The 13,612-nt window shown below is 52.3% G+C and carries 15 protein-coding genes; 12 read left to right on the top strand and 3 right to left on the bottom strand.

What is annotated here, in order from left to right:
• Positions 1-21: 21 nt before the first annotated feature.
• Positions 22-906, bottom strand: coding sequence for a polysaccharide deacetylase family protein (locus PGRAT_RS16340; RefSeq protein WP_025708069.1), 885 nt, complete (start codon positions 904-906; stop codon positions 22-24).
• A gap of 182 nt (positions 907-1,088) precedes the next feature.
• On the opposite strand from PGRAT_RS16340, the gene PGRAT_RS16335 reads away from it, so the two are divergent.
• The 10 genes from PGRAT_RS16335 to mobB all read left to right on the top strand — a co-directional run bounded on the left by PGRAT_RS16335 (position 1,089) and on the right by mobB (position 8,585).
• The gene (locus PGRAT_RS16335; RefSeq protein WP_025708070.1) at positions 1,089-2,129 is read left to right on the top strand and encodes an NADH:flavin oxidoreductase/NADH oxidase; all 1,041 of its coding nucleotides are present in this window, start codon (positions 1,089-1,091) and stop codon (positions 2,127-2,129) included.
• 96 nt (positions 2,130-2,225) lie between these two features.
• Positions 2,226-2,930 (top strand): dihydroorotate dehydrogenase electron transfer subunit, encoded by a 705-nt coding sequence (locus PGRAT_RS16330; RefSeq protein ID WP_025708071.1) that lies wholly within the window; start codon positions 2,226-2,228, stop codon positions 2,928-2,930.
• Positions 2,923-3,855, top strand: a complete 933-nt coding sequence (locus PGRAT_RS16325; RefSeq protein ID WP_025708072.1) for a dihydroorotate dehydrogenase — start codon at positions 2,923-2,925, stop codon at positions 3,853-3,855. The genes PGRAT_RS16330 and PGRAT_RS16325 overlap by 8 nt, the downstream gene beginning before the upstream one ends.
• A gap of 86 nt (positions 3,856-3,941) precedes the next feature.
• Positions 3,942-4,289 (top strand): prenylated flavin chaperone LpdD, encoded by a 348-nt coding sequence (lpdD, locus tag PGRAT_RS16320; RefSeq protein ID WP_025708073.1) that lies wholly within the window; start codon positions 3,942-3,944, stop codon positions 4,287-4,289.
• A gap of 63 nt (positions 4,290-4,352) precedes the next feature.
• Positions 4,353-5,021, top strand: a complete 669-nt coding sequence (locus tag PGRAT_RS16315) for a PspA/IM30 family protein (RefSeq protein ID WP_020429902.1) — start codon at positions 4,353-4,355, stop codon at positions 5,019-5,021.
• 129 nt (positions 5,022-5,150) lie between these two features.
• On the top strand, positions 5,151-5,561 hold the full coding sequence (locus tag PGRAT_RS16310; RefSeq protein WP_025708074.1) for a DUF350 domain-containing protein: 411 nt from the start codon (positions 5,151-5,153) through the stop codon (positions 5,559-5,561).
• A gap of 57 nt (positions 5,562-5,618) precedes the next feature.
• Positions 5,619-6,122 carry a DUF4178 domain-containing protein gene (locus PGRAT_RS16305; protein ID WP_025708075.1) on the top strand — a complete coding sequence of 168 codons (504 nt, stop codon included), beginning with the start codon at positions 5,619-5,621 and terminating at the stop codon, positions 6,120-6,122.
• An 82-nt stretch (positions 6,123-6,204) separates the two neighbouring features.
• Positions 6,205-6,435, top strand: coding sequence for a hypothetical protein (locus tag PGRAT_RS16300; protein WP_025708076.1), 231 nt, complete (start codon positions 6,205-6,207; stop codon positions 6,433-6,435).
• 165 nt (positions 6,436-6,600) lie between these two features.
• Positions 6,601-7,881: a molybdopterin molybdotransferase MoeA gene (locus PGRAT_RS16295; RefSeq protein WP_025708077.1), complete on the top strand. Its 1,281-nt coding sequence runs from the start codon at positions 6,601-6,603 to the stop codon at positions 7,879-7,881.
• 143 nt (positions 7,882-8,024) lie between these two features.
• Complete coding sequence (mobB, locus tag PGRAT_RS16290; RefSeq protein WP_337588177.1) at positions 8,025-8,585, top strand: molybdopterin-guanine dinucleotide biosynthesis protein B; 561 nt, start codon at positions 8,025-8,027, stop codon at positions 8,583-8,585.
• 168 nt (positions 8,586-8,753) lie between these two features.
• On the opposite strand, the gene PGRAT_RS16285 is transcribed toward mobB, so the two are convergent.
• Together PGRAT_RS16285 and xerS are read right to left on the bottom strand one after the other, a co-directional pair.
• Positions 8,754-9,623, bottom strand: a complete 870-nt coding sequence (locus PGRAT_RS16285) for a pentapeptide repeat-containing protein (RefSeq protein ID WP_025708079.1) — start codon at positions 9,621-9,623, stop codon at positions 8,754-8,756.
• Positions 9,624-9,656: 33 nt separating this feature from the next.
• Positions 9,657-10,739 carry a tyrosine recombinase XerS gene (xerS, locus tag PGRAT_RS16280; RefSeq protein WP_025708080.1) on the bottom strand — a complete coding sequence of 361 codons (1,083 nt, stop codon included), beginning with the start codon at positions 10,737-10,739 and terminating at the stop codon, positions 9,657-9,659.
• Between the two features lie 178 nt (positions 10,740-10,917).
• On the opposite strand from xerS, the gene PGRAT_RS16275 reads away from it, so the two are divergent.
• Together PGRAT_RS16275 and PGRAT_RS31685 are read left to right on the top strand one after the other, a co-directional pair.
• A complete protein-coding gene (locus tag PGRAT_RS16275; RefSeq protein WP_025708081.1) occupies positions 10,918-11,427 on the top strand; it encodes a GNAT family N-acetyltransferase in 510 nt (169 codons plus the stop codon).
• 122 nt (positions 11,428-11,549) lie between these two features.
• Entirely contained in the window at positions 11,550-13,583 is a 2,034-nt protein-coding gene (locus PGRAT_RS31685) for a serine hydrolase domain-containing protein (RefSeq protein ID WP_025708082.1), read from the top strand.
• The last annotated feature ends 29 nt before the right edge of the window (positions 13,584-13,612 follow it).

Here is a 13,612-nt window from a genome sequence, read left to right as displayed (position 1 = left end):
CCTTTTTTTGTATGCTGTTATTTATTTTTCCTGGCTGATCTGAAGCATCTGCGGGACGGTAACGAAGGTATAACCTCTTTTGCGCATGATACTGATCACTTCCGGCAGTGCTTGTATGGTTCCCCGCAAATCGCTGCCCCTGCCTCCTCCGCCATGCTGAAGAATGATGGCACCTTTGCCGGCGTTCGCAATGATATTATTCCGCACCTGTGATTTAGGCAGCCCCTTCCAGTCGAGTGAGTCCACATTCCAGTTCACCAGCTTGTAGCCGTGGGCTTTAGCCCATTTCAGCTGCGGTTCGCTGATGTCCCCATAGGGAGGACGGATCAGCCGAGGTTTATAGCCGGCCGTTGTCTTGAGGATATTTTCAGTGCGGATAATCTGTGTACGGAACGCATTTACGCTGATTTTGCTGAACTCCGGATGGTTGTAGGAATGATTGCCGACGGTGTGGCCTTCCCTGATGATTCTTGCCACAAGCTCCGGGTGCTTCGCTGCCCGGCTGCCTACAACAAAAAATGTGGCATGTACATGGTACCTGCGCAGCACGTCCAGCACCTGCGGGGTGAACCGGGGGTCCGGCACATCATCGAACGTGAGAGCGATTTGTTTCCGGTGTGGCCCCCGGGTCTTGATCGTTTCAGGATATTTGCGCAGCAATTGGCTGAGGGTAAGTGTTTTGGAGCGTTTTTGCAATGGTGCCGCACTGCGGGAAGAAGAACCTGCGGGGATGGCTTGATCATCCTTGGGATTAGCCTCAGTGTTCTGGCCGCTGACCAGTCGGTGAATCGGCCCGCGAATCTCCGAAGAGGCGGCGGCAGGCTGAGTGGGGGACACAGGAATGTACAGTGTTAGACAGATACTCCCCAGAATGAGCAGTCTTAGGCTCATCTGCAGACATTTCATCAAGTCTCGCCTCCTTTTAAACTGAATTCCTCCGCTGACTTCTAACTTGTCTTGTTATCCCCTGCCGCAGGCAGAATTATGCTGAATCTCCATGCCTCCAATGCTGAAAATACGTGTATACTACATTTGACGGGGAAAAGCCCTGTCTATTATGAGAACGCAGCGGGAAGGAAGGAATGGAAATGCCGGATTTATTTGCACCCTATGAGTTAAAAGCCTTGACCTTAAAAAATCGGGTTGTAATGCCCCCTATGTGCCAATACGCAGTATCCCGGCAGGATGGAATCCCAAATGAATGGCATTTTGTTCATTATGTAAGCCGCGCCGTGGGCGGTACCGGATTCATTATTGTAGAAATGACCGGAGTTCATCCGGATGGCCGGATCACCAATCAAGATACGGGGATCTGGAGCGATGAGCACATTGATGCTTACCGGAGACTGACCGATGCGGTACATACTCAAGGCGCCAAGATTGCCATCCAGCTTGGTCATGCCGGCCGCAAGGCCCAGGATGCGGAGCCTCCCGTTGCACCGTCAGCGATTCCATTCGACGCCAAGTCCAAGACACCTCGGGCGCTCAGCGCAGAAGAAATAGCAGAGCTGGTTGAGGCTTACCGTGAAGGCGCGCGGCGGGCAGCAGAAGCTGGCTTTGATACTGTTGAACTTCACGGGGCACACGGGTACCTGATACACCAGTTCCACTCTCCGCTGACCAATGTCAGAGAAGACGAATATGGGGCAGACCCGTTTCTGTTCGGAGAACAGGTGGCCCGTACCGTACGTGAAGTGCTTCCTGTTGAAATGCCGCTGCTTATGAGAGTATCCGCCAAAGAATACGTCGAAGGCGGATATGATGAAGCCTATGCTCTTGAGTTCTGCCGCCGCTACAAAGCTGCGGGAGTGGATATGTTCCATGTGTCTTCAGGAGGCGAAGGACCCATCGGATCAAATGGCGGTCCTAATGCAGGACCGGCTTACCAGGTCAATCTTGCTGAGTACATCCGCAGCGGACTTCAAGTTCCCGTAATTGCAGTTGGACGCCTGGAATCCTATGCGGAGGCGCAGTCGATTGTCACCGAAGAGAAGGCGGAGCTTGTCGCGGTAGGCCGGGGAATGCTGAGCGATCCTTATTGGGCGCTCCACGCCCAGGAGGCGCTTGGCGGTGTGGATAAGTCGAATGTGCCCAAGCCCTATGAACGCGGGATCTGGAAGCGGAAATAGACACTAATCGGCCCTTGGAAATGTGATCTTTGTCACAGATTTTAAGTTCCTTCTAAGGCATGGTTAATAAGATTAAATTTTAAGGAGCTTGATAACGTGGCGACGGTGATTAGTAACGAGCGGCTGGCAGATGGAGTGTATCACCTTCGGGTAGAGGGGGATTACGGCGGTGCAATGGGGCAATTCTACATGTTGCGGGCATGGGGAGCCTTTCCGCTGCTGTCAAGACCGCTAAGCATACATCAGGTGAACGACGACGGTGTGGAATTTTTGTATCATGTGGTGGGTGAGGGGACCAAAATCCTGGCTGAACTGGAACCTGGAGATTCCCTGGAGCTTGAAGGGCCTTTTGGCAGCGGATTTCCGGCTGTCGATGGCAAAGTGGCATTGGTGGGCGGCGGAATCGGGATCGCCCCTCTGTACTACTGTGCACAGGAGCTGCCGGGCAGCGATATTTATCTGGGCTTCAGCCGTGAGGCGTTCCGCACCGAGGCTTTTCGCCCACTGGCCGCTGAATTGACAGTCAACGTGGGCGGCCTGGTGCTCGACAGTGTGGATTTTTCCAGCTACGACCATATCTTTGTCTGCGGGCCGCATCCGATGCTGAAAGCAGCCCAACTGAAGGGTAGAGCTGCACAAGCGGCTGGCAAGGGACCCAAGGTGTATCTGTCCCTGGAGAACCGCATGGCTTGCGGAATCGGCGCCTGTCTCGTGTGCAGCGTCTCCTGCCGTGACGGACAGCGCAAAGCTTGCGCAGACGGTCCGGTATTCCTCGCGGATGAGGTGATCTTCCATGATTAATATGACTGCCAATATAGCGGGTGTTCATTTCAAGAACCCGATCATCATGGCCTCCGGAACCTTTGGTTTCGGCCGTGAATACAGCAAGCTGTACGATGTATCCCTGCTGGGGGGCATCTCCGGCAAAGGCCTTACCCTTAACCCCAAGGCAGGCAATCCCGGTGTGCGTGTCTATGAGACAGCTTCCGGCATGCTGAATAGTGTAGGGCTGGAGAATCCTGGGGTAGAAGCGTTCATTGTCAAGGAGCTTCCTTATTGGGAGACGCTGGATACCGCACGTTTGGTGAATCTCGGCGGGAACACACTGCCTGATTATGTGCTGGGGGCTGAACTGATTCAGCGGGATGCCGATGCGCGCAGCGCTGCCGGCAAACCTGCAGTGGATATGATTGAGCTGAATATTTCCTGTCCCAACGTCAAGGAAGGCGGCATAGCCTTTGGTGTGAAAACGCCTGCTGCACAGGAGGTAGTGCGTGCTGTTAGAGCGGCAACCAAGCTTCCGCTCGCTGTGAAGCTGTCCCCGAACGCCGAGGATATCGCGGAAATGGCCGAAATGTGCCAGGAGGAAGGCGCTGACGCCATTTCGCTGATCAATACGATCTCCGGCATGAAGATCGATGTCCGCCGCCGCCGCAGTGTATTTAATAATTTGTATGCCGGATTATCCGGTCCTGCAATCAAACCGGTGGCGCTCCGGATGGTGCACCAGGTGGCGAAGCGGGTATCTATACCGGTGATTGGCATGGGGGGAATTACCTCCGCTACAGATATCATCGAATTCATTATGGCCGGAGCAACAGTGATTCAGGTAGGCACCTATAACTTCATGAATTTGCGGGCTGGCAGCACGCTTGTCGAAGAGCTGCAGGAGTTCATGATCGAGGAGAACATATCGTCGCTGGAGGAAATCCGCGGCATCATCTAAAATAATGAAGGATTTAGGGTTAAGTCTTCTCTTCCTGAGATATCTTCGTGTACTATGGTTAATATAATGGGAAAGGGGAGCAACTGATGTCTTCTTTACAGCTTCATCCGGGTGACATTGAACTGTCAGCTATCGAGGTTGGCCGGGACCTGCTGCTGCTGATTGGCGGAGGAGCAAGGCACATTGGCGCCGCCAGCACTGCTTATATGGAGGAAGGGAACGTCAAGGTATCAACGTCGGCGGTTCCTCATCATAAGGAGCATATGGTCTGCGAGTCTATTGCCGCGCGGGTTGCCGCTGCGCTTGACCGGACGGTTACCGTGGTGATGGGCATTCATTACGACAATTTAAGCAAGGAAGGCATAGTCCGGGTTGTGGAAGTTGTGAATCTCAAAGTGGACCAATATTTATTTGGGCAAAATTTGAAACGATAATGCCACTCCCTGCGTAGAAGATAACAAATAAGCAACTCACTTTTATTTTGGAGGAATGAACCAATGTCTATTTTTAAAAGATTGCGTGATTTGACCATGTCCAATGTGAATGCAATTATCGACAAAGCTGAAGACCCGGTCAAAATGACGGACCAATACATTCGTGATATGACTGAAGATTTGGAGGATGCGGAAAAAGCTGTTGCCGCCCAAATCGCCATTGAGAAAAAATTCAAGCAGCTCTATGAAGAACAGGAAGCGCTGGTAAGCAAACGCAATCAGCAGGCGCATACCGCTGCTCAGGCAGGCAATGCCGATCTGGCACGCCGTGCTCTGGAAGAGAAGAAGGCTGCAGAAGCCAAGCTGGTGGAATACAAGGCAAGCTTTGACCAGAATAAGGCATCTGCGGATAATCTGCGCGGCAAGCTGGAGGAAATGCGCAAACAGCTTACCCAGATGAAGAACAAACGTGAGACGCTGGTTGCCCGTTACAATGCCGCCAAGGCCCAGACGGAAATTAACAAAGCCATGAGCGGATTCAGCTCCGATTCTGCCTCCGCAGGACTGAAACGGATGGAAGACAAAATGCTGGCCGCGGAAGCACAGGCTGAAGCCAGCAACGAGATGAGCTCCGGCAACAAATCGCTGGATGACGAATTTGAGAAGCTGGGCAAGGATCAAGCGGTAGAGGATGAATTGGCCGCACTGATGAAGCAATACGACAAACAATAACATATTGGCATAGGCCCGGGCTTCAAGGCTAATGTCCACAGGCGAAGGGGAGACAGATTGAACGTTTCTTCTTCGCCTTCTCTATGCTGCCCGCTGCGGGCAGGCAAACTGATTATCGGGGGCTAAGCAATGGATTTCCATATTCTGGTGTCCATGGTGGTATGGACGGTGAGCGGCTCGGTACTGCTATGTGTGCTGATGTACGTGGATTCGCTTTTTACCCGTTATAACGATTTGGAAGAGATCAAAGCAGGCAATATGGCGGTCACTATGCGGTTTGTGCTTAAGCTGCTGGCACAAGCCTATATTCTATCGTCCTCCATTGCTTCTTCCAACAGTTTGGGGGATGCACTTGTGGTCTCCATAGTTTCCTTTGTTCTTTTGTTCTTCCTGGAAAAAATAGTGCGTCTGCTCCTGTTCAGCTGGGCGAAACTGGATCTGGACCATGGGACCCAACTGGGTAAAATCGGCTACGGGGTACTGGCAGGCTCACTTCATGTGACCGGGGCATTGATTATTGCAGCTTTTATTCGAGGTTAGCAGCGTATTACCTCCGGTCTATGCTTTTGGACAAAACCTTTAAAAGGAATGATGAGTTTGAGTATTTGGAAACGTATTGGTAATATTTTCTCCAAACCTGAGGCTCCGGCTGCGCCCAAAAGTATGCTGGACCTGTCGCCAGGCGATATTTGCGAGGTGTCCTTAGTCACCTACGAGGTAACTGGGCGGACGCAAACCAGCGGCCGCAATGCTGTGGTACTGACTTTGCGTGACGGCAGCCGTATCGGGTACCTCTATATAGAACAAAGAGAGCAGCTTCAGTACGCATTGTATCAGCCGATTGACGGGCGTCTGGATAATCCTGCCGAGGTGCCGGCTACTTTGGAGCTGGATGATTACACGTATCATCTGGAAGAGGAATATGAAGGTTATGCTTCGGTCACCGGACAGACTCCTTATATGAACGGCGGGCAGCAGCATGTCTGGCAGTACCAGTCCGATGAGTCCCGGCTGCTTCGTGTAGAGTGGCAGAATGGCCGTTTTATGCTGTATGAAGGTGAAAAAGTCATTCCGGGAGACGTAAAAGTCATCCGTGCCTAAAAGTACAAGAGATTTGCAATACAGCTGTATGGCCTTTAAAGGATGTATACCGGTGAGAAGACGTTAGAAGGAGGAGCATGTTATGAAAGACAAGAACGGAAAGTCTGTAGAAGTCATAGCATTTTGCGGCAGCGTCCTTAAGGGGTTCCTCTCCAGTTCAGTTTTTGACCCGGACATGACGGAGAAAAAAGCCGCAGGCACTCCTGAATTCTCAGCCAAGCAGCTATTGGAGCATGTATCAGGCAAACAGAGGTTGTCTGCACCGGAGAGTCAGCAGGCACAACGTGCTGCCAAATACTGCCGTTTCGTTTGAACCAGCCTTGAGGATCTCTATCATGACAGATGCTTTCGCTTCATTGCGGGGCATCTTTTTTTTGAACTCTTTAAGGTCTGCCATGTTAAAATAGTTCTGTATGGACAGTGGATCAACTCAGGGTAAGTTATATATGACAAAACGAGATGAAGAGGTTTGGTGCATATGAACAGTAAAGAGGAAGCAAAAGATTCGAAGTTTCACCGAAAAGCACTGCAGGTTGCAGAAGCCCAGTCGCGGATCATTGAATATGGGAAGCTGCTCCAGATGGAAGAGGTGCCTCTGGAGCAGAGTGCGGGACGTTATTTGGCGGAGCCCGTTTATGCTCCTCACCCGTTTCCAGCCTTTAACCGTTCAGGAATGGACGGCTATGCGCTGATTGCCGCTGACACGGAGGAGACGGGGGAAGGAAAATGGGTCTGGCTGGACGTAGTGGACAATATTCCATGCGGAGCCGTACCTGCTGCCGATATCCGGAGAGGGACGGCTGCCCGCATTATGACAGGAGCCCAGGTGCCGGCAGGGGCAGATACGGTCGTAATGCTGGAAGCTGCCGAGAGCCGGGAAGAAGGCGGAAGACTTCAGGTGGGCATCCGCAAGCCGCAGGCAGCTGGCAAGAATGTGACGCTGCGCGGCTATGAGCTCAGGGAGGGTGAGCTTGTGCTTCCCGCCGGAAGGATGATTAAAGCTGGCGATATTGCAGTTCTGGCAGCTTTCGGCATTCCTTTGGTAAAAGTCATACGCAGACCCAAGGTGGGCATATTTGCAACCGGAACCGAGCTGTTGGACATTCATGAACCGCTTGTTCCAGGCAAGATCAGAAACAGCAATTCTCCCATGCTGGAAGCGCTGGTGCGTGAGAGTGGCGGGGAGCCGGTGATGCTTGGGGCGATTGTAGATGATATTGAGCAGGCGCGAAGCAAGGTGCAGATCGCCCTTGAAAGTTATGATGTGGTGATCACCACTGGCGGGGTGTCTGTCGGGGATTATGACATCATGGGCGATCTGATCCGCGAGAACAGCGGGGACATGCTGTTCAATAAGGTGACGATGCGTCCCGGAAGTGTGACAACGGCCGCTGTCCGGGGAGGGACGCTTTTACTGGCGCTGTCGGGCAATCCGGGTGCCTGTTTTGTTGGATTTCATTTGTTCGCCCGGCCTGTCATCCTGCAAATGCAAGGGGCTGACCAGCCATTCCTGCCGGAATGGACAGCAGTGCTGGGAGCAGATTATAACAAAGTGAATAATTACACCCGCTTTGTCCGTGCCCGGCTGGAGATTCATGAAGGGCAGCTTTATGCCTATCCGGCCAGCATTGATGAATCCTCAGTGATGGTAACGATTAAGGATAGCGACTGCCTGATCGTGATCCCGCCGGAGGAACGGGGGGTATCTGCGGGAGATTCTGTGAAAGTACTCAAGCTGCCTGGTGAAATTCGGGGCTGAAAAGGCCTGAGCCAGGCAATGCGGAATGGGAGGCTGCTGGAATGAGGCGGCGCAGACTTCAAAAGAAGACAAGTAGAAACGGCTTTGCCGTCCTTTTTAAGGACGGTACCGTTTCAGCGAGAAATAGAAGGAAAATTTATAGCGTGAAGCATATAAATTCTTATATTTTGAAAAAAGGGAGCAGCAGACCTGCCGTGTGCCAGATCGTTGGTTATAAAAACAGCGGCAAAACAACCCTGCTCTGCGAATTGATTCCGCTGTTGCGAAAGAGAGGCTGTACAGTGGCGGTCATCAAGCATGACGGACATGACTTTGAGATGGACCACGAGGGAACGGATACCTGGAAGCAGCGGCAGGCCGGAGCTTCAGCGGTTGCCATCACCAGCGCTGCCCGGACATCGGTGATTCAGGAACGGGGAAGCCGTCTGGCGGAACTGGTTGAAGCTTTTGCCGGCTATGATTATGTGCTGGTAGAGGGCTTCAAACAGGAACATTACCCCAAAATCGTCCTGATCCGCCGTGAAGAGGATATCCCGCTGCTGGGAGAGGCAAGCAATATAGCCGGAATGGCCGTCTGGGACTCAATACGGGATATGGAATTTCCGGAGATCCAAGGCATTCACCGGTTTGCCATTAACGATAGCCTGGAAATAGCTAACTTTTTGTGGCAGCAACGATCTTATTTTCAAAATTTCAATATATGAAAAATTCACAATAGAAATCTCAGTAGTACAACAACTCCCGTAGATGTTAATTCCTTATAAACCCTGTTACAAAGAACAGCGGCCCGCTCTCCAGCCGATGGAGTGCGGGGCCGCTGTTCTGCTATATGGACTTTGGGAAATAAAGAGCCAGCATTTGCAGCATCGCTTCTACACCATAGTCCAGTGTTCAGGATGTACAAATCTATCGGGAAGCTGGGTTAAAATATCCCCCTTAGCGGCATTTAGCTGCGATTGGGTTAGAAACAGCGTGTCTCTAAGGTCAGCGCCGCAAAGATTGGTGTCGCGGAAATCAGCGCCGATCAGATCGGCTCCCCTCAGATCTGCACCGCTAAGGTCTGCAGCAATCAGATAAGCTCCACGCAGACTGACACAGCGCAGATCTGCCTTCTTGAGCTTGGCGCCGATCAGATCAGCGCCCCGATAGATTTTGGGACGTTTGGGGGCATTGTGCAGCTGGCGCCGTGAAGCTTCGCGTGCCAGTTCGCTGGTCCGCAGCAGCAGCTCATTGATCTCTGCACGGTGAGTGTACACATCCACCTTGAGCAGGGCTTCAGCCGGCAGCAGGGTGAGCCGCTCCGTCTGCTCAAGAGCGGAATGGAGCTGGCTGCGGATCGGCTGGGCAGCCGGCAGCAGCAGTGCTTCGGTCAGATAACACAGCAGCTCATGAAGATGACGCATCACCGGGAAGACCTCGAACATTTGAGCGGCGGTTTCCGGAGCCTCGCGCCAATCCCTGCCGTTGAAGGTAATATGGGAAACTTTTGGACCTGCACCAAAGCATTCATATACAGTACAACCTCTGAATCCCTTGGCTCTCAGTCCGGTATGAATCCCGCAGCGGAAGTCATTCCTTAGGTTAGGACAAGGCTGCCCGGCATTTTTATCGATGGCAAAGTCCGATGATACGGCAAAAGGCAGTGCGGCACAGCATAGGCCAAAGCAGCTTTCGCAATTGGATTGTAAATGGATGTGTTTTTGGTCGGGTGAAGCAGACAGCAATTCTTGAGGGTATGACATTTAAGACAATAACTCCTTTCGATAATAAGGTTATCAGCTCTCCAGACGCCGCTCAATAGCCTCAGACATCGTTTTGTCTGTAAGATGCGCATATACTTCGGTAGTTTCCGTTGAAGCGTGTCCGAGCTGTTCCTTCGTTTTGTAGATATCATTTTGCAGATAATAGTCTGTAGCAAAAGAATGCCGCAGCTTATGCACGGTAAGATAGGGTTTGCCAAACCGCTTGGCGTATTTGATAATCATCTCCTGGATCGCCCGCTTGGTCATCCGTTTGCCTTCATGGCTGCCGTTCGGCAGTGCAATGAACAGGGCTTTTTCTTTCTTGGGCGTTTTGTAGCGGGACTGCCGCAGGCTCAGGTAGAGCAAGAGGTCATCCTTGGCCTGCTCCCTGAAGTAGACCGGAGTTTTGAACGTCTCATCGTTATTCCCCTTGCGGTAGACATACAGCAGCTTATTGTTCACATCCAGATCATCCACGTTCAGGTTGACCACTTCAGAGACACGCAGACCGGAGTTCAGAATGAGGCTCGCAATGCACGCGTCGCGTTCACGGTTGAGCTGGAAAGAGTAGTAGGCCTGCTTGTTCGCTTCAACATCCCGCCCATATCCGTCGTAAATGTATCCTACGAACTCCAGCAGTTCCTCGTCCTCCAGAATTTTGCCTTTAAGCTTGGCAGCGGTGTCTTTGGGCTTATGAATGCGTTTGATCTCCACCTTGGCCATGATGTTGCGTTTGAGCAAAGGATAGAAATTTTCGTCTTCAGCAATCTGGCTTAAATAGTGGAATAACGAACGCAGGGCCGAAAGCTTGCGGGAGACCGTAACTCTGGTATTTGTTCCCTCGGCACGGGTGGTCAGGTACAGGCGGTAACCGACAATGCTGTCCATATGCAGCGTCTCCAGATCCAGTAAAGTAATCTCCGCCAGACGGGTTGCCTGGGTAAGCCCCTCTGCACGCAGCCAGCCGAAGAACGATTCATAATCGCGGATGTACTCCAGCAGTGTAGAGGGGGAGAGGTCTGGACGTTTGAAGTCAATGAACTGCTGTACAAACCAGGGCATATGCAGCACTTTTTCGTCTAAATGTTTGCGGTCGCTGTTTTTTTGAATGCTCAAAATTGTTCACCTGCCTCATGGTTGCTGATCAACTGCGGAGTTGTCTTCCTTGTTTCTTCCTATTTTATCATGTTTCATGGCGTTTGGCCGGATTTTACAGCTGGTCCAGGGGGTGCCTTGCTCCTGAGATGGCAAAGTTATAGAATGTGTAATAAAAGTGAATCCCAGAGGTGACCTAATGGAACTTGGAATTGAGCTGGTTCCCAAAGAGCAGCGCCATACCATCAGCAGGCTGATGCAGTTTTATTTATATGACTTTACCCGCTACCTGGAGCTTGAGGTAGACCGTGACGGCGCGTTTCCGGCCTATCCCGGTTTGGAGGCTTACTGGAACAGCGGAACTAATAAATTCGCCTATTTGTTCACGGTGGACGATAATATTGCCGGATTTGCGCTAGTGGACAGGCTGCTTCGCAGTGCAGAGGGGCAATTCTATATGACCGAGTTTTTTGTGATGCAAAAATACCGCCGCAGCGGAGTAGGCACATGGGCGGCACACCGGCTGTTCGATATGTTTCCCGGCGACTGGAAGGTTTCGCAGATCCGGGCCAACACCCCTGCACGCAATTTTTGGCATCGTGTCATCGGCTCGTATACTGGAGGGGAATTCAAAGAACGCTTTAATCCCAAGCAAGGTAATCCCAGCCAATATTTCAGTACATTAAGTATTAATAGAGTGAACAAATAAAAAACTTACAGTTCAATCATGGGACAGGGCTTTATTTTTTCTTTAGATTTATGCCGCTTTTTTCTCCATATTGCCGCTGTATCATGAACCCATAAGATGTTGATAGAGACAGGAGTGGGAGCATGAGAATGAGACAATGGATGAAAATAGGGCTGGCAGCGGCGATTGTGGCGCAAGCGGCAGGGATGCAGCCAGCGTCGGCACAGGCACAAGCGGTGAAGATACAGCCGGAGCAGGCGGAGGTGCAGGCAGCGAAGCTTCAGCCAAAGACGGTGCAATCGGCGCCGCACACAGCGTACGCCCCGCCGGAGAAGCACGCAGAAGCAGCCGCAGTGAGGGAACGTGAGCGGCTGGAGCAGCAGACCGACGAATTTATGAAGACAGCGATGGACAAGTACCATGTGCCGGGCGTAACTTTGGCGGTGGTCAAGGATGGTGCAGTCCTGCTGGAGAAGGGCTACGGGTATGCGGATGTGGAAGCCAAGGTGCCGGTAGATCCGCACAAGACCCGCTTCAGCATCGCTTCAGTGTCCAAAGTCTTTACGGCTACAGCTGCCATGCAGCTGGCGGAGCAGGGAAAACTGGACCTGGATGCGGATGTGAACCGCTATTTGCCGGATTCGCTGCAAGTGGCCAACCCGTATAAAACTCCGCTGACCATGAAACGTTTGCTGACAAATACCGGAGGCTTCGCCAATGCCGAACAACGCGAAGGGGCCTGGTCGGACACAGTGCCGGAGCAGCGGGTTCCGCTTGAGCAGACCCTGCAGAAGCTGCTGCCGCCGCTGGTGAGGGCACCGGGAGATGCGGTGCAGTATAGCAATGAAGGATTTACACTCGCCGGATATATTGTGGAAAGAGCAAGCGGCCTGTCTTACGATGAGTATATACGCCAGCATATTTTTGCTCCACTGCATATGGACAACAGCTTGACCTATCTTACGCCGGAGCGTTTGAACCGGCAATTGGCCCAGGGATATTCTTACGATAAAGGGTTTGTCAAAATGAAGCAGGGGGAGGTTCTGACCTACCCCGCCGGCTCCATCTGGTCAACCGCTGACGATATGGGCAAGTTTCTTTTGGCCCATCTGCAGGGTGGAGGGCAAGGGAAAAGCGCGATTTTACAACAAGATACCGCCAAGCAGATGCACTCGCTGCAATATTCCGCGCATCCCCTAATGCCCGGTTATGCCTATGGCTTTTTTCAAAACTATAAAAACCCCGCCATTCTGGTTCACCCCGGAGATACGGAGGCTTTTTCCAGCCTGGTATCGATCATGCCCTCCAGAGGAATCGGGTTTTTCATCGGCTGCAACTCCCAATACGAAGGAGACGACGGGACCTTGCGGGATGCCTTTGAGAAACAGTTCTACTCCTTCTTCGGGGTAAGTATGGATCAGCCGCTGACCACATCCACCGGTGAGGCACCGGAACCCGCTGCAAGCATTCAATCCTACGCCGGTACATATGCCATGGTGATCAGCGAGGGACTCGGCCCAGGGGTTTCCAAGCTGCGGTACCGGATGATGACACCCGGAGTGACCGTCAGTGATCAGGGGGAGGTTACCCTGAAATCCGCGGGTGAGGAGCTGAACGGGCCATACACACCGGTTGGCAAGCGGATTTTTTACAATAAAAGGGTCAATAAATATCTTGTGCTAAAAGAAGGGGAGAGCGGGAGCAAATATCTCGTGCTGGACACTACAGTACCCTACCAGGCGTTTGTGAAGCTGGATTCGTGGGAAGCAGGGGCCGGAGGATTGGCTTGGAAAATAGCGCTGGCCGGTGCACTGCCGGGTCTTATAGCGGGAGTGATTGCCATTTGCAGGCGCAAAAAACCGGGAGCGGCGAGAATGCGTCTGCGGCACAGGCTTCCTGCCTATCTTATTGCTCCGCTTATTCTTGGTGCGGCGGCAGCGATCCTGCTTGGTGTTTTCTCCGAAAGCCGGGCGGTACAGGGCCATTGGCTGCTTGCAGCCAACATTCTTGCAGCCGGGGTCGCAGCAGGCATAGCGTGTTCGGTAGGGTTTACGGTAAAATATGGACGAAGCAAAAAACTGCATCTCCTTGACGCAGCGGTCATCCTGGGATTGGGACTGGCCGGAGCAAGCGCGATCTTTTACATGTATCTGATGAAGCTGCTGCTTTTTGTTTAGAGGAGACAGGGACGAAAGGCGGCTGGACG

This window comes from Paenibacillus graminis (assembly GCF_000758705.1).
GTDB lineage: Bacteria > Bacillota > Bacilli > Paenibacillales > Paenibacillaceae > Paenibacillus_AQ > Paenibacillus_AQ graminis.
This window is presented reverse-complemented; position numbering and strand designations above follow the sequence as displayed.

Coding starts and splice junctions, on each gene's coding strand:
- PGRAT_RS16295 (WP_025708077.1), top strand. CDS start 6,601: ATGAACAGTAAAGAGGAAGCAAAAGATTCGAAGTTTCACCGAAAAGCA.
- PGRAT_RS16310 (WP_025708074.1), top strand. CDS start 5,151: ATGGATTTCCATATTCTGGTGTCCATGGTGGTATGGACGGTGAGCGGC.
- PGRAT_RS16315 (WP_020429902.1), top strand. CDS start 4,353: ATGTCTATTTTTAAAAGATTGCGTGATTTGACCATGTCCAATGTGAAT.
- PGRAT_RS16285 (WP_025708079.1), bottom strand. CDS start 9,623: ATGTCATACCCTCAAGAATTGCTGTCTGCTTCACCCGACCAAAAACAC.
- PGRAT_RS16340 (WP_025708069.1), bottom strand. CDS start 906: ATGAAATGTCTGCAGATGAGCCTAAGACTGCTCATTCTGGGGAGTATC.
- PGRAT_RS16275 (WP_025708081.1), top strand. CDS start 10,918: ATGGAACTTGGAATTGAGCTGGTTCCCAAAGAGCAGCGCCATACCATC.
- PGRAT_RS16325 (WP_025708072.1), top strand. CDS start 2,923: ATGATTAATATGACTGCCAATATAGCGGGTGTTCATTTCAAGAACCCG.
- PGRAT_RS16300 (WP_025708076.1), top strand. CDS start 6,205: ATGAAAGACAAGAACGGAAAGTCTGTAGAAGTCATAGCATTTTGCGGC.
- PGRAT_RS16335 (WP_025708070.1), top strand. CDS start 1,089: ATGCCGGATTTATTTGCACCCTATGAGTTAAAAGCCTTGACCTTAAAA.
- lpdD (WP_025708073.1), top strand. CDS start 3,942: ATGTCTTCTTTACAGCTTCATCCGGGTGACATTGAACTGTCAGCTATC.
- PGRAT_RS31685 (WP_025708082.1), top strand. CDS start 11,550: ATGAGAATGAGACAATGGATGAAAATAGGGCTGGCAGCGGCGATTGTG.